Source organism: Nocardiopsis exhalans (assembly GCF_024134545.1).
Lineage (GTDB): Bacteria > Actinomycetota > Actinomycetes > Streptosporangiales > Streptosporangiaceae > Nocardiopsis > Nocardiopsis exhalans.
Window position 1 is genome coordinate 3674431 of record NZ_CP099837.1, and the last position, 17761, is coordinate 3692191.

Annotated in this window: 18 protein-coding genes; 11 read left to right on the forward strand and 7 right to left on the reverse strand. The window is 69.2% G+C overall.

Annotation, left to right across the window (positions count from 1 at the left end):
* The first annotated feature begins 263 nt into the window (after positions 1–263).
* On the forward strand, positions 264–980 hold the full coding sequence (locus NE857_RS16145) for a hypothetical protein (RefSeq protein WP_254421743.1): 717 nt from the start codon (positions 264–266) through the stop codon (positions 978–980).
* Between the two features lie 25 nt (positions 981–1005).
* Here NE857_RS16145 and NE857_RS16150 read toward each other — a convergent pair whose 3' ends face one another.
* Positions 1006–1623 carry a helix-turn-helix domain-containing protein gene (locus NE857_RS16150; RefSeq protein ID WP_254421744.1) on the reverse strand — a complete coding sequence of 206 codons (618 nt, stop codon included), beginning with the start codon at positions 1621–1623 and terminating at the stop codon, positions 1006–1008.
* A 213-nt stretch (positions 1624–1836) separates the two neighbouring features.
* Here NE857_RS16150 and NE857_RS16155 point away from each other — a divergent pair, with 213 nt between their 5' ends.
* Positions 1837–2499, forward strand: coding sequence for a class I SAM-dependent methyltransferase (locus NE857_RS16155; protein WP_254421745.1), 663 nt, complete (start codon positions 1837–1839; stop codon positions 2497–2499).
* A gap of 34 nt (positions 2500–2533) precedes the next feature.
* Here the strand turns inward: NE857_RS16155 and NE857_RS16160 are convergent, their stop codons facing one another.
* Positions 2534–3283, reverse strand: a complete 750-nt coding sequence (locus NE857_RS16160; RefSeq protein ID WP_254422002.1) for an SDR family NAD(P)-dependent oxidoreductase — start codon at positions 3281–3283, stop codon at positions 2534–2536.
* Between the two features lie 462 nt (positions 3284–3745).
* Between NE857_RS16160 and NE857_RS16165 the strand changes: the two genes are divergently transcribed.
* The 4 genes from NE857_RS16165 (at position 3746) to NE857_RS16180 (ending at position 8574) form a co-directional block, all read left to right on the forward strand.
* Positions 3746–4513 (forward strand): HipA family kinase, encoded by a 768-nt coding sequence (locus NE857_RS16165; RefSeq protein ID WP_254421746.1) that lies wholly within the window; start codon positions 3746–3748, stop codon positions 4511–4513.
* Positions 4510–4938, forward strand: a complete 429-nt coding sequence (locus tag NE857_RS16170; protein ID WP_254421747.1) for a DUF3037 domain-containing protein — start codon at positions 4510–4512, stop codon at positions 4936–4938. Before NE857_RS16165 ends, NE857_RS16170 begins: the two co-directional genes overlap by 4 nt.
* Before the next feature lie 145 nt (positions 4939–5083).
* Positions 5084–6340 carry a multidrug effflux MFS transporter gene (locus NE857_RS16175; protein WP_254421748.1) on the forward strand — a complete coding sequence of 419 codons (1257 nt, stop codon included), beginning with the start codon at positions 5084–5086 and terminating at the stop codon, positions 6338–6340.
* Positions 6341–6495: 155 nt separating this feature from the next.
* Positions 6496–8574 carry an AMP-binding protein gene (locus NE857_RS16180; RefSeq protein WP_254421749.1) on the forward strand — a complete coding sequence of 693 codons (2079 nt, stop codon included), beginning with the start codon at positions 6496–6498 and terminating at the stop codon, positions 8572–8574.
* Positions 8575–8684: 110 nt separating this feature from the next.
* Here NE857_RS16180 and NE857_RS16185 read toward each other — a convergent pair whose 3' ends face one another.
* Positions 8685–9332 (reverse strand): LuxR C-terminal-related transcriptional regulator, encoded by a 648-nt coding sequence (locus tag NE857_RS16185; RefSeq protein ID WP_017580372.1) that lies wholly within the window; start codon positions 9330–9332, stop codon positions 8685–8687.
* Positions 9284–10552 (reverse strand): sensor histidine kinase, encoded by a 1269-nt coding sequence (locus tag NE857_RS16190; RefSeq protein ID WP_254421750.1) that lies wholly within the window; start codon positions 10550–10552, stop codon positions 9284–9286. Before NE857_RS16190 ends, NE857_RS16185 begins: the two co-directional genes overlap by 49 nt.
* A gap of 404 nt (positions 10553–10956) precedes the next feature.
* Between NE857_RS16190 and NE857_RS16195 the strand changes: the two genes are divergently transcribed.
* From NE857_RS16195 to rnhA, 3 genes are all read left to right on the forward strand, one after another.
* Positions 10957–11400, forward strand: a complete 444-nt coding sequence (locus NE857_RS16195) for an SMI1/KNR4 family protein (RefSeq protein ID WP_017580370.1) — start codon at positions 10957–10959, stop codon at positions 11398–11400.
* 133 nt (positions 11401–11533) lie between these two features.
* Entirely contained in the window at positions 11534–12199 is a 666-nt protein-coding gene (def, locus tag NE857_RS16200) for a peptide deformylase (protein ID WP_254421751.1), read from the forward strand.
* 258 nt (positions 12200–12457) lie between these two features.
* Complete coding sequence (gene rnhA / locus NE857_RS16205; RefSeq protein ID WP_017580368.1) at positions 12458–12931, forward strand: ribonuclease HI; 474 nt, start codon at positions 12458–12460, stop codon at positions 12929–12931.
* Between the two features lie 278 nt (positions 12932–13209).
* Here rnhA and soxR read toward each other — a convergent pair whose 3' ends face one another.
* Together soxR and NE857_RS16215 are read right to left on the reverse strand one after the other, a co-directional pair.
* Positions 13210–13674, reverse strand: coding sequence for a redox-sensitive transcriptional activator SoxR (gene soxR, locus NE857_RS16210; protein ID WP_017580367.1), 465 nt, complete (start codon positions 13672–13674; stop codon positions 13210–13212).
* Between the two features lie 10 nt (positions 13675–13684).
* Complete coding sequence (locus NE857_RS16215) at positions 13685–14383, reverse strand: ABC transporter ATP-binding protein (protein ID WP_254421752.1); 699 nt, start codon at positions 14381–14383, stop codon at positions 13685–13687.
* 247 nt (positions 14384–14630) lie between these two features.
* Here NE857_RS16215 and NE857_RS16220 point away from each other — a divergent pair, with 247 nt between their 5' ends.
* Positions 14631–15608, forward strand: coding sequence for a GlxA family transcriptional regulator (locus tag NE857_RS16220; RefSeq protein ID WP_254421753.1), 978 nt, complete (start codon positions 14631–14633; stop codon positions 15606–15608).
* Positions 15609–15704: 96 nt separating this feature from the next.
* On the forward strand, positions 15705–16649 hold the full coding sequence (locus tag NE857_RS16225) for a DUF2332 domain-containing protein (protein ID WP_254422003.1): 945 nt from the start codon (positions 15705–15707) through the stop codon (positions 16647–16649).
* A gap of 59 nt (positions 16650–16708) precedes the next feature.
* Here NE857_RS16225 and NE857_RS16230 read toward each other — a convergent pair whose 3' ends face one another.
* Positions 16709–17692, reverse strand: a complete 984-nt coding sequence (locus NE857_RS16230) for an adenosine deaminase (protein WP_254421754.1) — start codon at positions 17690–17692, stop codon at positions 16709–16711.
* Between the last annotated feature and the right edge of the window lie 69 nt (positions 17693–17761).

The following is a 17761-nucleotide window of genomic DNA, read 5'->3' on the forward strand; positions in this document are numbered from 1 at the left end:
GACAGACTCAGCGGTCCCCGCCCGGGGACCTGAGGAGGGGAGAGGAGGGTGCTTCGCGGTGTCCTGTGCGTGGACGCCGGTAAGGAGTAGGTTGTGGATCACCTGTGGCGACACTCCCTGTTTGGGCGCTCTCGGTCCGGTAGGCGACGTGAGACCGGGAACAGCGCACAAAACGGCACGGACGAGGAGAACGGCACGGACACACAGGACAGCACAGGTCAGGGGACGCATGGGACCGGTACCGACGGGGGAGGGGAAGTGACATGACCGCGCCGACAAGAGGCCTCAACGACGTCGACCCGCGCCAGCTCGGCGGCTACCGGCTGCTGGGCAGGCTGCACGAGTCCCGCCTGGGCGTGGTCTACCTGGGGCGCGACGCCGCCGGGGAGCGGATGAGCGTGGCGATGCTCAACGACGCCGCGGCCATCGACGAACCCACCCGGCAGCGGTTCGCGCACGCGGTCCGCGACGGCGCGGGGGTGGCCTCCGCACGCACCAGCGGACGCTCGGCGCTGTGGGTGGCGGTGCCCTACGAGGAGGGCGGCGCCGGGGCAGGGCACTTCCTGGAGGAGGCCGGCCGGGGCGGGCCCGTGGTCCGGCAGGGGCCGGTGGTGATGCCGCACTGGGCGGGGGAGCGGGGCGGCTCGGCGGTGCGCTGGTCGCCCTGGACGGGCCGCCGGGACAGCGCTGTGGCCACCGGTGAGGCCAACTGGTGGCTGATCGCAGGGCTGGGCGTGCTGCTCCTGCTCCTGTTGCTGCTGGTGTTCTCCCTGTACCTGTGGATGATGCAGTTCCCCTCCCCGGAGATGCCGACCTCGGGGCCGCCCGACTTCGAACAGTCCGAACCGGCGGAGGAGACCGAGCCCAGCCCCTCACCCGAGGACGGCGAGGGGGACCCTGCCAGCCCGGTGCCCACCGTGCCCAACCCGGGCGAGGACGGCGGAGACGACTGGGGCGACCTGCCCGAGGACAACCTCTAGCTGGTTGCGGGGTACGAGAGAGGCCTCAGGAGTCCTGCTCGGCGGTCTCCGCGGGGCTCTGGCGGCGTTTGGGGCGGGCCCGCAGGTGGGCGCGTTCGCCCTGGCGGCCGAAGAGGCTGAGCATCTCGACCGCTCCGTCGTCGGCCGACCCGAACCAGTGCGGCAGCCGGGTGTCCATCTCCACCGCCTCGCCGGGGGAGAGCACCATGTCGTGCTCGCCCAGCACACACCGCAGGTTTCCGTTGAGCACGTAGAGCCACTCGTAGCCTTCGTGCGTCTGGGGGTCGGGCTCCCGCCGGGGGCTGTTGGCCGGGAGGATGAGCTTGTAGGCCTGGATGCCGCCCGCCTTGCGGGTGAGCGGGACCATCGTCATACCGTGCCGGGTGACCGGGCGCATGTGGATGCGCGGGTCCCCGGTGGGCGGGGCGTCCACGAGCTCGTCCAGCGTGACGCCGTGCACCCGGGCCAGGGGGAGCAGGAGTTCGAGGTTGGGGCGGCGCTCGCCGGACTCCAGCCGGGACAGGGTGCTCACCGAGATCCCGGTCGCCTCGGACAGCTCGGCCAGGGTGACCTCGCGCCGCCGCCGGAGTTCACGCAGGCGGGGGCCGACCGCGGAGAGGGTCTCGTCGAACTTGTCGTCCATCCGCCCAGCTTGCCATATTGGCAACGAACATTGCGCCAAACGCCGCGAGTGCGCATCATCCTTCGTGGAGGTGGTCGTGTGACCAACGATCTGAGGGATGGACCCGGGGGCGCGGAAGCGGAGGCGCGGCTCTGCGAACGGGTCATGGGTGACCGGCGCCACGGCCTGGAGCCGCTGGCGACACGGACGGTACCGGGGGAAGAGGGGTGTTGAATGTCTGAGGACTTCGACAAGGAGTACTGGGAGAAGCGCTACGGCGGCCAGGGAGAGCCGGGCGGCCACGGCGGGCATGCCGGTCACGGAGGCCAGGGTGCGCGGACCAGCCCGCAGCTGCTGGCGGAGGCCTCCGACCTGGAACCGGGCACGGCGCTGGACGCCGGCTGCGGCGAGGGCGGCGACTCCCTCTGGCTCGCCTCGCGCGGCTGGCGGGTGAAGGCGGTGGACCTGTCCGAGACCGCGCTGGGCCGTGGTCGCGAGCGAGCCGCCGCCCAGGGGCCCGAGATCGCGGACCGCATCACGTGGGAGCAGGCCGACCTGACCCGCTGGGCCCCGCCGGAAGGCCACTTCACCCTGGTGAACAGCCAGTACGTGCACACCACCGGGTCGCTGCGGGACCTGCTCGCCCGACTGGCGGCGGCGGTCGCCCCGGGCGGGACCCTGCTCTTCGTCGGCCACCACCCCGGCGACGAGCAGAGCACCCACGACCGCGGACACGATGCGCACGTGCACTTCACCGCGCCCGAGCTCGCGGCCGACCTGGACCGTGCGGACTGGGAGGTGCTCGTGGCCGAGGACCGCTCGCACCGGGTGACCCGCCCGGACGGCCGGGAGTTCAGCATGCGTGACGCGGTGATCCGCGCCCGCAGGCTCCGGTAGGGGAGCGGAGACGTCGACGAGGGGGCGGCGGGTCTTACAGCGCGTGCCCGCCGGCCACCTGCAGGACCTGACCGGTGATCCAGCGCGCCTGGTGCGAGGCCAGGTAGACCACGGCGTCGGCGATGTCCTCCGGGGTTCCGACCCGGCCCATCGGCACGACCTCCTGCGCCCGACGCAGGAGGTCGTCGTCCATCCATCCGGTCTGGACGGGGCCGGGGGCGACGGCGTTCACCCGGATCCCGCGCGGAGCCAGCTCCAGGGCGGTGGCGCGGGTGAGCGCCTCCAGCGCCCCCTTGGAGGTGCCGTAGCCGATCTGGCCGGGGAACGCCCGAGCCGAGTCGGTGGAGATGTTGACGACGGACAGGGGGTCGTCGCCGCGGTGCAGCCGGGCCGCCTCTGCGATGAGCACGGCGGGGGCGACGGCGTTGACCCGGTAGTGGCGCTCCATCGAGGCGTGGGTCAGGGTGTCCACGGCGTCCGGGGATTCGCAGTGCGCCGCGTTGTTGATCAGGACGTTGAGTGCCCCGGCCCGCTCGGTGACCTCGCGGATCAGCCAGGGGGCCCCGCCCGGCTCGGACAGGTCGGCGCCGATGGTGAAGGAGCCGTGCCCGAGCTCGGTCGCGAGCTTCTCACCCTCCTCCGGCGGGGGAGTGAGGTGTTCCCACGCGGAGCCCTCGGGGGCGGGGGCCTGCTGGGCGAGGTAGTGGACGGCCACACGGGCCCCCTGTGCGGCGAAGGCGCGACTGATGGCCGCCCCGATGCCGCCGGAGCCACCGGTGACCAGGACGGTCTGGCCGGAGAGGCGGGTGTCAAGCGTCGTTTCTCCTTGAGGGGAGTGCGTGTGGTCCAGGGCTGGGCGACGGGGAGGGGAGACGGCGGGGTTGGAGAGAGCCAGGATAGGGGGCGGTGCCCGCCCATTTTTCTTGGGTCGGGAGTGGGTCGGCTCCGGAGTGTCTTCGTTCCTGCTGTAAATCTACGACGTAAAGGTGGCGCGGCTTTTCTATAAAAGCAAGTAACAACGAAAAGAGTTTTGTGCGGCTACGCCGCCCCCCTTCCAACTCCTCCCCCGGGAGTCTCAACGCGCTGGGGCGGGGCTGGCCGGTATCTAGAACGTGTTCAGCCTTGGTTAGGCGGGCTGTGAGAAGGGTCTGGTCGTGTCCGGGTGGGTTGGGGGACACGACTCTTCTGTGTCCGCTACAGCGCATGGGGCTCCGGCGGGTCGGCGCGTCGGTCCGGATCGGTGCCTATGCTGGCCAGCGTGCTGAAAAAGGTGATCGCGACGCGGTACGTGCTACCGCTGCGCGAAGGAGGTTCGCTCCCGGGGTTGGTCGAGGCCGACGACCTGGGAATGTACGTGGTCAAGTTCATCGGTGCCGGTCAGGGGCGCAAGACGCTGGTGGCCGAGGTCGTGACCGGTGAGTTGGGGCGGGCCCTGGGGCTGCCGGTTCCGGAACTGGCCCTGGTGGAGTTCGACGCGGTCATCGCCCGCGGTGAGCCCGACCAGGAGGTTCAGGAGCTGCTCAGGAACAGCGGCGGGCTGAACCTGGGGATGGACTTCCTGCCCGGTGCGCTGGGGTTCGACCCGCTGACCTTCGAGGTGGACCGGGAGTTCGCCGGGCGGGTGCTGTGGTTCGACGCGCTGACCGGGAACGTGGACCGCTCCTGGCGCAACCCGAACATGCTGCTGTGGCACGGCCGGCCCTACCTGATCGACCACGGGGCGACGCTGATCTTCCACCACAGCTGGGCCAACGCCGAAAAGTTCGTGGGTCGGGCCTACGATGCCTCCGACCACGTGCTGTCCGGGGCCGCCCCGGACCTGGCGGCGGCGGACGCGGCCCTGGCCCCGTTGGTGGACGAGGGCCTGTTGCGGGAGGCGGTGGGGCTGGTGCCCGACGAGTGGCTGGTGGACGAGCCGGGGTTCGCTTCGGCCGGGGAAGTGCGTGAGGCGTACGTGAAGCACCTGTCGGCCCGTGTCGCGGACCGTTCCTGGCTGCCGGAGGTGTCCTCGTGAGCGAGCGGTACACCACGGTGACCACCGGACAGGTGGGTGTGGAGCGCGAACGCGCGGTGTTCGAGTACGCGCTGTTGCGGGTGATCCCGCGGCTGGAGCGCGGTGAGTGCGTGAACGCCGGGGTGATCGTGTACTCGCAGGAGCGGGCGTTCCTGGCGTCGCGTTCGGCCCTGGACGAGGACCGGCTGCGGGCGCTGGATCCCCGGGTGGACGTGGCGGGGGTGCGCCGGGCTCTGGATGCGGTCGAGGTGATGTGCCGGGGCGGGGCTGAGGCGGGCCTGGCCGGCCGGGAGCGGCAGGGGCAGCGGTTCCGGTGGCTGACCGCGCCCAGGAGCACGATCGTGCAGCCGGGGCCGATCCACGGGGGGTTGACCCTGGATCCGGCTGCCGAGGTGGAGAGGTTGTTGGACCGGTTGGTGCGGTGACTGAGACCGGGACGTAAGGGACGTCACAGGTTTTGGGTGGTTGGGTGGGGAGCGAAAACCTCCTCTTCGGTGTTGGTATGGAGTGGTCCATACCCCTGGGCACGCTCCCAACCACCCCTTGACGTTTCTTCGAACTGGAGTGCCTGTGCAGTCCCCATCGTCCCCCTCCGCCTCCCCTGAACAGGAGATTCGCCCGAGTTCGACTCGGTCGCGCAAGTCGATCGCGCTGCTCGTGCTGGTCCTCGGTGTACTCACGGCCACCGGGCCGCTGGCGACCGACATGTATCTTCCGGCCTTTCCGCAGATCACCCAGGAGCTGGGGGCGACGGAAGGGCAGATCGGGCTGACCCTGACCGCGATCATGCTGGGCCTGTCCGTGGGGCAGCTGGTCATCGGGCCGATGAGTGACGCCTGGGGTCGTCGCGGCCCACTGCTGGTGGGCGTGGCGCTGTTCACGGTGACGTCGGTGCTGTGTGTGTTCGTGCCGAACGTGACGGTCTTCATCGCGCTGCGGTTCCTGCAGGGTGTGGCCGGTGCCGCGGGTGCGGTGGTGGCCCGGGCCGTGGTCCGCGACATGTTCCAGGGTGACGACGCGGTGCGGTTCTTCTCCCGGCTCGCGCTGGTGATGATGCTGGCCCCGCTGCTCGCGCCGCTGGTGGGTGCGCAGCTGTTGCTGGTGGGCCCGTGGCAGTTGAGTTTCTGGGTGCTGGCGGCGATGTCGGCGCTGAGCTTCGTGCTGGTGCTGCTGTGGTTGCCCGAGAGCCTGCCGAAGGAGGCCCGGCGCATTCAGGGTCCGCGTCAGCTGGCCTCGACGGTGGGGACGCTGGTGCGTAATCCGAAGTTCGTGAGTCCGGTGCTGACGCTGGGGCTGAGCTTCGGGATGCTGTTCACCTACGTCTCGGCGTTCTCGTTCGTGTCGCAGAACGAGTTCGGGATCTCGCCGCAGGGCTATGGGTGGTTGTTCGCGGTGAACTCGCTGGCGATGATGGCGGGGACACAGGGCAACGGTCTGCTGGTGGGCCGGGTGGACACCTCGCGTCGGCTGCTGTTGGGTCTGCTGCTGGCGCTGGTCGCGGTGGTGTCGCTGCTGGCGCTCGCGTTGTTCGGGGTGGCTCAGCTGTGGATGGTGTCCGGTCTGCTGGCGCTGATGATGTTCAGTGTCGGGTTCATCATGCCGAACGCGACGGTGTCGGCCTTGGACGGTCAGCCGGTGGCGGTGGCGGGTACGGCCTCGGCGTTGATGGGTTCGCTGCAGTTCGCGTTGGGCGGTGCGATCGCGGCGATGGCGGGGATGACGCCTTCGGGCGAGGCCTCGTTGGTGAGTATGTCCGTGGTGATGGCGTCGGTGGCGGTGTTGTCGTTGTTGGCGTTCGTGTGGTCGGCCCGGTCAAAGGTGGGATGAGCCCAGGTCCTTGCCTGTTTTGCCCTGAGTCTTGAGTTCTGCACCCTGAGGTTGCCGTTCGTTGGGGAAATGGGCACAGTAGGGCACAATTCCCCGACTGAGGCGGGTGGGAATCGTGTGGGGCCCGCCTTCATGATGTGACAGAGGATGAGGGTATGGGCGAGACCCCCGGTTCGTTGGCTCGAGCACACTCAGGGTTGAGCGACCTGGTGTATGAGGTGGCGACCTCTGACGCGCACGCGCACGTGTTCTCCGTCCTGGCGGACGGGGCCTGGGAGCGCCGGACCGCCGGGGAGTTCGCCACGGAGGTGACGGCTCTGGCCAAGGGGCTGGTCGCGGCCGGTGTGGCTGAGGGCGACCGGGTGCTCCTGGTGTCGGCCTCACACCAGGACTGGGTGCGGGTGGCCTACGCGGTGTGGTCGGTGCGGGCGGTGCTGGTGCCGCTGCCGGAGACGGCCTCGGCCGAGCGGGTGGCGCATGTGGTGCGCCAGACCCGCCCGTCGGCGGCCGTGGTCCAGGGCGATCGCCAGTACCGGACCGCGGTGGGACTACAGCGTGAGCTGCCGGACCTGGGCCGGGTGTGGCGCCTGGAGGAGGGCCTGCCCAGTGTGGTGAGCCTGGGCACGTACATGGACGCCTCCTCGGTGCGGTTCCGGCGCGACGAGGTGGTGCCCGAGGACCCCGCGGTGATCCTGTACCCGGTGAGCACGGTCTCGCGGCAGACACGGGGTGTGGTGCTCTCGCACGGTGCGCTGCTGACGGCCGCCGCCGATCTGGTGGATCGGATGTGGCCGCGGCTGGAGGGCCTGGCCCCTGGACGGGCGAGCGCGGTGCTGGACCTGCCGCTGTCGCAGTTCGCGGGGTTGGCCTCGCTGGTGGCGTGTGCGGTGGGCCGGATCCGGGTGGGCCTGGTGGCGCCGGGGCGGTTGCGGCGTGAGCTGGAGCGGTTCAAGCCCACGGTGCTGGTGTGCCAGCCGGGGCTGTTCGAGCGGGTGCACGGTGTGGAGCGGGAGAGCGCGCACTCCACGGACTGGGACTCGGTGGGGACGTTCAACGCGGCGATGGACGCGGCGGTGCAGTTCGACCAGTCACCCAAGAAGGGCGCCTGGCAGCGGCTGTCGCGGTCGATGTACGACTGGTCGTTCTCCAAGATCCGGGATCTGCTGGGTGGCCGGGTGCACCTGGCGGTGTGCTGGGGCGGGGGGCTCTCGGAGCGGTTGGACAGTTACTTCAGCGGTGTGGGTGTGCCGGTGATGCAGGTGTACGGGGCCGCGGAGACCGCGGGTGTGTTCACCGCGAACGCTCCGGGTGAGCGAGTGCCGGGCACGGTGGGCAAGGCGATGCCCGGGCGTGAGGTGTGGGTTTCGCGCGAGGGCGAGCTGTACGTGCGCGGTGGCGCGGTGTTCTCGGGCTACTGGGCGGACGGTGAGGGCTCGCGGGCGGCCTTCCGTGAGGGGTGGCTGGCCACGGGTGTGCTGGCCGAGGTGGACAACGAGGGTTATGTGCGGGTGCGTGAGCGGTTGCGGCCGCAGGCGTCGATGGCGCAGGTCCCGGGGCGGTTCGTGCCTCGGGGGCCCGCTCCGGCGGTGGAGGCCGACCCGGTCGTGCTGAGGGAGCCGGCGGAGCGGGCTGAGCCGTCGGCGGTGACCGCCACGGCGGCGTTGCCGTTGGCTGAGGCGCCCACGCGGGAGCTGGAGGTGGCTTCGGCGGTGGAGGAGCCGGTGGAGCGCCGGGGGGAGCCCACGTCGGTGCGGCCGGGGACGGGTGAGTTCGCGGTGGTGGCGGGTACCGGCGGCGCTGCCGGCGCCGGGGGTGCTTCGGGTGATCGTTCGCGTGATGCCGAGGTGGTGGCGGAGTTCGAGGCCCGGTTGCGGGCTCATCCGTTGATCAGTCAGGTGTTGGTGATCGTGGAGGGGCGTCCGTTCGCGAGTGCTCTGGTGACGTTGGTGCGTGATCAGTTGGAGTACTGGCGGTTGGTGAACGGGCGTCCGTTGTCGATGGCGCCGGAGGAGATCGCGGGGGACCGTGATCTGCTGCGGGAGGTGCAGGGTCTGGTGTATGAGGCGAACCGGAGTGTGCCGCGGCATTTGGCGGTGCGGTCGTTCCACGTGTTGGCGGAGGAGTTCACGGTGCAGTCGGGGTTGGTGCGTCCGACGGGTGAGTTGCGGCGTGAGGCGGTGCTGCGTGCGTTCTCGGAGGAGATCGACGGGTTGTACCGGGTGCGTCGTGACTAGGTTCTGAGCTGGCTGTCTGAGCTGGGCGGTGGTGGCCGCGGTCCCTTCGGGGCCGCGGCCTTTTGTGTTGGTGCGGTGGGTCGGCCTGGTCGGGTGGTGGGCCGGTGCGGTTATTGGCCGTTGAGGTAGGCCAGGACGGCTAGGACGCGGCGGCTGTCGTCGGAGGAGGGCGGCAGGTCGAGCTTGGTGAAGATGTTGTTGATGTGTTTGCTGATGGCTTTTTCGGTGATGTAGAGGCGTCCGGCGATGGCGGAGTTGGAGCGGCCTTCGGCCATTTCGGCGAGGACTTCGCGTTCGCGGGGGGTGAGTTGGGCGAGGGGGCCGCTCTGGTCCTGGCGGGCGAGGAGTTGGGAGATGACGGCGGGGTCCATGGCGGTGCCGCCGGCGGCGACGCGGCGGATGGCTTCGATGAACTGGCCGATGTCGAAGACGCGGTCCTTGAGGAGGTAGCCGACGCCGCCGCCGTCGTCGGAGAGGAGTTCGCGGGCGTAGAGCTGTTCGACGTGTTGGGAGAGCACGAGGATGGGCAGGCCGGGGACGTGGGTGCGGGCCTGGATGGCGGCTTGGAGGCCTTCGTCGGTGAAGGTCGGGGGGAGTCGGACGTCGACGACGGCGACGTCGGGTTTGTGTTCGATGAGGGCGTTGTGGAGGTCTGGTCCGTTGTCGAGGGCGGCCACGACGGTGAATTCGTGGGCTTCGAGGAGTCGGATCAGTCCGTCGCGGAGGAGGGCAAGGTCTTCGGCGATGACAACGCGCAAGGGATCTCCAGGGTCACGATGGTGGGTCCGCCTGTGGGGCTGGTGATGTTCATCGTGCCATCGAAGGCGTCCAGGCGGCTCGCGATGCCGGTGAGCCCGCTTTCGGGTGTGGGTTGGGCGCCTCCTTTTCCGTTGTCGGTGACGGTGATGACCAGTCGTTGGCGGCCGTGGTTGATGTGGACCCAGGCGTGGGTGGCCTGGGCGTGTTTGGCGGTGTTGGTGAGGAGTTCGGCGATGGCGAAGTAGGCGGCTGATTCGACGGGGTCGCCGGGGCGTCCGGTGAGGTGGGTGGTGACGGTGACGGGGAGGTGGTGGGTGAGGGCGAGGGCGTGGACCGCTCCGTCGAGTCCGCGTTCGACGAGGACGGGTGGGTGGATGCCGCGGACGAGGTCGCGGAGTTCGATGAGGGCGTGGCGGGTGGTTTCGCGGGCTTGGGCGAGCATCTGTTTGGCGGCTTGGGGGTTGGTGTCGACGATTTGTTCGGCCATGCCCAGGTCCATGCCGAGGGCGATGAGGCGGGCTTGGGCTCCGTCGTGGAGGTCGCGTTCGATGCGGCGGATTTCGGCGGCTTGGGTGTCGATGGTGTCGGCGCGGCTGGTGGCGAGGTGGGCGACGCGTGCGGTGAGTCGGGCTTTTTCGGAGGGGGCGAGGATGAGTCGGGCGAGGGTGTGGTGGGCGGTGGTGGTGAGGGGGTGGAGTGTGCGGGCGAGGAGGAGGGTGATGAGGGCGAGGGGGAGGACGAGGAGGGCTTGGGTGGGGGTTTGGGGGCTGATGACGCCGTAGAAGTCGGGGATGTGGCGCCAGAGGTAGAGGGCGTAGGCGGTTTGGAAGAGGGCGTGGGCGTAGAGGGTGGGGGCGACGAGGGCGAGGAAGGTGAGGAGGGGGGCGGAGGTGAGCCAGAGGAGGTCGCGCCAGGTGGCGGTGTCGGTGAGGATGATGCGGACGCGGGTGTGGACGCCGGTGGGTGGGAGGGGGCGGTAGGCGGCGGGGACGGGTTGTTGGGGGTTGATGCGGGTGAGGGTGGAGCGTTGGGCGTTGGCGATGGTGCGCAGGGTGGTGGCGGTGAGGATGGTGAAGGGGAGGCCGACCCAGATGAGGGTGAGGATGGCGGAGGCGAGGACGAGGGGGAGGAGGAGGAAGGCGGCGATGCTTTGTGAGACGAGGAGGAGGGTGTAGGCCAGGGCGGTGAGGGGGCCGGCTGTGGGGCTGGCGGTGGCCATGGTGGTGTCTTCTTTCGTGGGTGGTGCGCCTTCCTGGGTTTCTATTTTGGGGGGTGGGTGTGGGTGGTTTCGGGGGTGGTGGCTCCCCTGTCGGTGGGGGTTGGTGGGTGGGTTGGGTGTGGGGTGGTGGTGTGGGGGGTTGTGGTGGGTTTCATGGGTTCCATTATGGGCTTTTGGTGTTGGTGTGTGCACGCATGGTGACATTCTTGGCGTTTGTGGGGCGTTCGGTGTGAAAGGTGCAGGTGGGGTGGTCTGTTGGTGAGTCGGTCGGGGGTGGGTCGGGGTTTCGGTGTGGGGTGGTTGGGGGGTGTGAGTGGTGTTTTGTGTGGTGTGTGGGTGGGGATTCGGTCGATTTTCGGCGCAACTCGCCGTCCGCGATTTCCCGTGTCTTGCCACGACCTGTGATGATCGTGGGTGTGTGGCGTGAACTGATCCTGGAGATGTATCCCGAGGCCGATCTGAGTGATCCGGCTGACGAGGTGACCCTGGCCGAGGTCGAGAAGCATCTGATGCTGCCCTTGCCGTTCGAGTTGGCCTCCCTGTTGAGGGAGACGGACGGGGTGACCAACGAGTACGGGGACGCGGTGGTGTGGAGTGCTCGTCGGTTGGTGGAGGACAACCTGGCGATGCGCGGGGAGCCGGACTATCTGGAGTTGTACGCGCCCTTCGACGAGATGATCTTCTTCGGTGACTCGGACATGGGGCCGCAGTTCGCCTACGTTCACACGGACTACGGTCCGGGGATCGTGGTGTGGGATCATGAGAGTGACCGCAGGCGGCTGGTGGTGGTGTCGTTGCGCGACTACCTGGCCCGGTGCTTCATTCAGGGCAATGCGTGGTTCCGTTAGCGCTGTCCGGTGCGGGTGGGGCCGGGGGCCTTGGCTGTTGTGTGCTGGGGCGACCTGCCGGTTCGTGCTATTTTTCGTCTTTGGTGGTGTTGTGGCCACCGAATCCCCTTGAGCCCGCCTTGAGAGTAGGACCATGTCGGAGCAGTCCATGCCCGTGCCCGTTACCGTTGTCCAGGGCCGGGAGGTGTCGGACTTTCCGGAGCTGGCCCCCGAGGCCGCCCGGGGTCGTGTCCTGCGTGTCACGGTCACCGGTGAGGAGGTCCTGCACCGGGTCAACGCCGATGTCCCCGAGTCGATGCTGGGCGGGGCCGAGCTGGCGCAGCTGATCGACGACATGTTCGTGACGATGTACGCGGCCGAGGGTGTGGGCCTGGCTGGCAACCAGGTGGGTGTGGACCTGCGGGTGTTCGTCTACGACTGCCCCGATGATGACGGGGTGCGGCACGTGGGGCACGTGGTCAACCCGGTGTTGGACGAGCGCGACCTGGATGACGCGGTGGTGGTGGAGAACGAGGGCTGCCTGTCGGTGCCCGGGCCGCACGCGGATCTGGGGCGGGCCGAGCACGCCACGGTGCGCGGGCTGGACAAGGACGGCAACGAGGTGGTGCTCAGCGGCAGCGGTTACTTCGCGCGCTGCCTGCAGCACGAGACCGACCACACCTTCGGCAAGCTCTACATCGACCGGCTCTCGGCGCGTGAGCGCAAGCGGGTGCTGAAGAAGATGAACGAGATGGCGGACAACGTGTTCGCCCGCCGGGAGGAGCGCGCCCAGGAGCTGGAGCGCGAACTGGCGGGGTAGCCGGGGTGGTTCCCTGGGTCTTGGGCGGGGGCGTGTCGGGTTCTTCCTGGCGCGCCCCTGCTTTGTGTTCTGGGGTTATTACTGTGGGTGATGATTTTGGGTGGTTGGTTTTTTTGGGGCTTGGGGCGCCTTTGGTTGGGTCAGTGGTCCGCAATGGCCGGTTTGTGGGCTCCATTGGGGTGAATTGGCGCTGAAAGTGGCCCCAGTCGTGGGGGCTGTGGCCTTTTTGTGACCCGGGAGGGCGGTAGATTGCCCGGCATGCACAACGGGGACGAGGTCGACCAGGGGTCGACGGAACGTGTGGTCATCTACACCGACGGGGCGTGCAGCGGCAACCCCGGACCTGGCGGTTGGGGTGTGTGGCTGCGCTACGGGGAACACGAACGCGAGATGTTCGGCAGCGAGGCGCAGACCACCAACAACCGGATGGAGCTGATGGCGGCCATCCAGGCACTGGAGAGCCTCAAGCGTGACGTGCCGGTGCTGCTGCACACCGATTCCTCCTATGTCAGCAACGGCATCACGTCGTGGGTGCACGGGTGGAAGAAGCGCGGGTGGAAGACCGCGGACAAGAAGCCGGTGAAGAACGTGGACCTGTGGCAGCGCCTGGACGAGGTGGCCGCCCGGTATGACGTGGAGTGGAAGTGGGTGCGCGGGCACAGCGGTGACGTGGGCAACGAACGCGCGGACGAGCTGGCCCGGCGCGGCCGTGATGAGGCCTCCGGGTTGTAGGGGCTCTGGGTTGGTGAGAGTTCGGTAGGACCTGTTGGTGTGGCGGCGGTGCCCCTGGGGTGGGGCGTCGCCGCCTTTGTGGTGTCTGGGGGTGTGGCTTCCTCGGGTGTGGGAGGGGGGTGTGCGCGTGCCTGGGGTTGCTTGCGTGGAGTGTGTGTTCGCGTGTGTGGGTGTGGGTCGGTCAGTGGGTGGTCCCCGGTTGGTTCTTGCTCTTGCTGGCTGGTGGAGGAGCGGTGGGGGCGCTGGTGGGGTGTGGCTCCGGTGGGGGTCCTGGGGTTTTAGTCCTCGTCCTTGAAGGGGTCGACCATGAGGCGGCGGGGTCCGGGGCCGGTGGCGGCGAGTTCGTCTTCGGGGTTGGAGAGGACGCAGGTGTCCAGGGAGAGGCAGCCGCAGCCGATGCATCCGGTGAGGTCGTCGCGTAGGCGGATGAGCTGGGTGATGCGGGCGTCGAGTTCGTCGCGCCACTGTGCGGAGACCGCGGCCCAGTCGGCGCGGGTGGGGGTGCGGTTCTCGGGGAGTTGGTCCAGGGCTTGGCGGATGCGTGCCAGGGGGATGCCCACGCGTTGGGAGATGCGGATGAAGGAGACGCGTCGGAGGGTGTCGCGGCGGTAGCGGCGTTGGTTGCCGGTGGTGCGGCGGCTGTGGATGAGGCCTTGGCGTTCGTAGAAGTGCAGGGCGGAGATGGCGACTCCGGCGCGTTCGGCGACCTGGCCGACGGTGAGTTCCTTGGTGATGGGTGGCACGGGCCCCAGTTTAGGGCGTGGTGGGGTGTGGGGTTTGGGTGCTTTGGAGGGCGTACAGGCGTGCGTAGGCGCCGCCGCGGACGAGGAGTTGGTGGTGGGTGCCGGTTTCGGTGATGCGTCCGTTGTTCAGGAGCAGGATGTGGTCGGCGTTGCGGGTCAGGCGTGGGTGGTTGGTGAGGGTGAGGTGGGCGGTGGTGGGTGTGGGCCTGGGGGTGGGTGTGGTGGGTTGGTTGATGAGTAGGAGGTGGGCTCCGGTGTGGTGGGCGTGGAGGGTGCGGGCGTGGTGGATGTGGGGTGTGAGTGCGGGGTCGAGGTCGGCTGTGGGGGTGTGCAGGTGGTGGGGGTTCAGGTGGGTGGTGGTCAGGGTGTGGGCGAGGTAGGGGTCGTGGTGGTCGGGGTTGGTGTGGCCGGTGATGGTTTGGGCGAGGGTGGCGTTTGGGTGGGTGGTGTGGATGGTGGTGTGGGTGGTGATGTGGCCGGTGGTGGGTGGGGTGTGGTGGTTGAGGAGTTGGGTGAGGGCGTGGGCGGTGGTGGTGGGCAGGCCGAGGAGGGCGATGTGTTGGCCGGGGTGCAGGGTGAGGTCGAGGTGGTGGATGAGGGTGTGGTGGTTGTGGGTGAGGGACACGTCGTGGAGCTGGAGTAGGGGTGTGGTGGGTGGGGGGGTGTGGTGGGTGGTGTGTCGTAGGTGGTGGCGGGTGGAGAGCCTCACGGGTGTCCGTTCGTGTGGGTGGTTGTCTCCTGCCTGGGATTGTCCCGGGCGTGTGAGAGTTCTTGTTATCTGTTCGTGTCCTTGGTCTCGTTGGTTCAGGTTAGGGGTGGGTGGGTGAGGAGGGCATCAGCTTGGCGGGGGTTTTTGTCGGTTTTTCTGGGTGTTTTGGGTGGTGTGGGGTGGGTGGCTGGATCGTTGGGGTGTGTGACCTTGTGACCTGTGGTGGGGGCTTGGTGGGATAGCGGTCATGGAGCACAACAGCGAGCACAGCGCCCACCACGAGGTGGTCATCGTCGTCTTCGACGGCGTGCAGAGTCTGGACGTGAGTGGCCCCCTGGAGGTGTGGGCCGGGGCGGCCCACGCCGCGGGTTCGCGCTACCGGGTACGCACCGCCTCCCCGGGCGGGGCGAGCGTGCGGTGTTCGAGCGGGCTGGGGTTGGTGCCCTCGGTGGCGCTGGAGCAGGTGGGCAGGGTCGACACCCTGGTGGTGGCCGGGGGTGAGGGCGCCCACCACCCGGACCCGGTACTGGTGGCGGCGGTACGGGAGCTGGCGGGTCGGGCGAGGCGGGTGGCCTCGGTGTGCTCGGGCGCGTTCGTGCTGGCCCACGCCGGTGTGCTGGAGGGGCGGCGGGCCACCACGCACTGGCGGCACTGCGCACGCCTGGCCCGCGAGTTTCCCGGCGTGGAGGTGGAGCGCGACCCGGTGTTCGTGCGCTCAGGGCAGGTGTGGACCTCGGCCGGGGTGACGTCGGGGATCGATCTGGCCCTGGCGGTGGTGGAGGAGGACCTGGGGCGGCAGGTGGCGCTGGAACTGGCGCGCATGCTGGTGGTCTTCCTCATCCGTCCGGCTGGGCAGGCTCAGTGGTCCACCCAGTTGACGACCCAGAGCGCGGAGCGGGCCGAGGTGCGCCAGGTGCAGCACCTGGTGGACGCCGACCCGGGGCAGGGGTGGTCGCTTGCGCAGATGGCGGAGCGGGCGGGGTTGTCGGTGCGCCAGTTCTCGCGGGTCTTCACCGCCCAGGTGGGGTGCAGTCCGGGGCGGTACGTGGAGCGGGTGCGGGTGGAGTGGGCGCGTCGGCGTCTTGAGCAGGGGTCGGCTCCGGTGACGGCGATCGCGCGGGGGTGTGGGTTCGGTACCGATGAGGGGATGAGGCGGGCGTTCGTTCGGGTGCTCGGGTGCGCGCCCTCGCACTACCGGGAGCGTGTGGGAGCGGGGTCGGTGTGAAGACCCGGGGTAGCGGGGAGTAGGTTGCCGCACACGTGCTGTCTTGGTGAGAGAGGGTGCCAGTTGAGCGTGGAAGCGGACTCCGAGCGCGAGAGGATGGTCGCCGCCTACCGGCGATTCGCGGCCAGCTACGCCGCTGGTGGCTCGCCCGATTATGAGCGGATCGCTCTGGGTGTGGCCGAGGACGAGCAGATGCTGGATCTGGTGCTGTCGCTGCCCGCGGGTAACAAGCGCCAACCCAACCTGCTGTTGGGCGCGGTGCGTTTTCTGGGTGGGCCCACCGACTCCTTCGCGGGGTTTGCCGAGTGGGTGGTGGCCCACTGGGATCGGGTGCGCGCGGTGGTGTTGGAGCGTATGACCCAGACCAACGAGGTGCGGCGGTGCGCGACCTTGCTGCCGGTGCTGGCGCGGTGGGAGGGGCCGTTGGCGTTGATCGAGGTGGGTGCCTCGGCGGGGCTGTGCCTGTACCCGGACCGGTACCGGTACTCCTATGACGGCGGTGCGCCGATCGGCCCGGCGCACAGCCCGGTGCTGCTGGAGTGTGAGACACGGGGGCCGGTGCCGGTCCCCCCGACGGTGCCGCGGGTGGTGTGGCGGGCGGGCTTGGATCTGAACCCGCTCGATGCCGGTAGCGAGGCGGACGTGCGCTGGTTGGAGTCGCTCATCTGGCCCGGCAGGACCCGGGCGGGGCGGGTGGAGCGGTTGCGGGCCGCGGCGTCGGTGGCCGCGGCCGAACCTGCGCTGTTGGTGCGGGGCGGTCTGCTGGAGGCGTTGCCGGAGCTGGCGGCCAAGGCGCCCGAGGATGCCACGTTGGTGGTCTTCCACAGTGCGGTGGCCGCTTACCTGTCGGTGCAGGAGCGCAGGCAGCTGGAGCAGATGATGGGTGAGCTGCCCGGGCACTGGATCTCCAACGAGGGCGGGCGGGTCTTCCCTGACTGGGAGCACGTGCGGCCGCCGGAGCCGACCCACTTCACGATGGCGGTGGACGGGCGGGTGGTGGCCTACACCGGTGAGCACGGCCAGTCAGTGACCTGGCGCTGACCCCTGACCCCAAAAAACGGGGCCCTCGCGCTGTGCGCGAGGGCCCCGTTTTTTGGGTTCTAGAAGGTGTAGGCGTCCACCTCGGCCAACAGGGCCTGGCGGCGCTCGGCGGGCAGGAAGGAGGCGGTGAAGGAGTTGCGGGCCAGGGCGCGCAGCTGCTCGGTGTCCAACCCCAGGTGCTCCTGCAGTCCCAGGTAGTTGTCATGGACGTAGCCACCGAAGTAGGAGGGGTCGTCGGAGTTGACGGTCACCAGCAGGCCCGCCTCCATCAGGGCGGGCAGGGGGTGCTCGGCCAGGGTGTTGACGGCGCGCAGGCGCACGTTGGAGAAGGGGCACACCGTCAGCGGGATCTGGGTGGCGGCCAGGTGGGAGACGAGTTCGGGGTCCTCCAGGCAGCGGATGCCGTGGTCGATGCGTTCGACGCCCAGCAGGTTCAGGGCCTGCCAGATGTAGGAGGCCGGGCCCTCCTCACCGGCGTGGGCCACCCGGCGCAGGCCCAGGTCGCCAGCGGCCGCGAAGACGTCGGTGAACTTGGCGGGCGGGTTGCCGACCTCGGCTGAGTCCAAACCTACGGCGCTGATGCGGTCCAGGTGGGGGCGGGCCGCCATCAGGGTGTCCATGGCCTCTTGGGCAGGGCGGTCGCGCAGGAAGCACAGGATCAGGCTGGTGGAGATGTTGTGGCGCTCCAGGCTGGTGTCCAACGCTGAGGCCAGACCGTTGATGACGGTGTCCAAAGGGATGCCGCGGCCGGTGTGGGCCTGGGGATCGAAGAAGATCTCGGCGTGGCGCACCCCCTGGTCGGCGGCCCGGGTCAGGTAGGCCTCGGCCAGGCCGTGGAAGTCGGCTTCGGTGCGCAGGACGTCCATCAGCTCGTAGTAGAGGTTGAGGAAGGACTGCAGGTCGGTGAAGGAGTAGGCCTCGCGCAGGGCCTGGACGTCGGTGTGGGGCAGGGTGATGCCGTTGCGGTCGGCCAGGTGGAAGGCGAGCTCGGGCTCCAGGGTGCCTTCGATGTGGATGTGGAGTTCGGCTTTGGGGATGGCCATGACTGCCGGGCACCTTTTTCGTTGGGTTTTCGGGATGGGGGGTGTGGTGGTTGTTGGCCATTGTGGCTG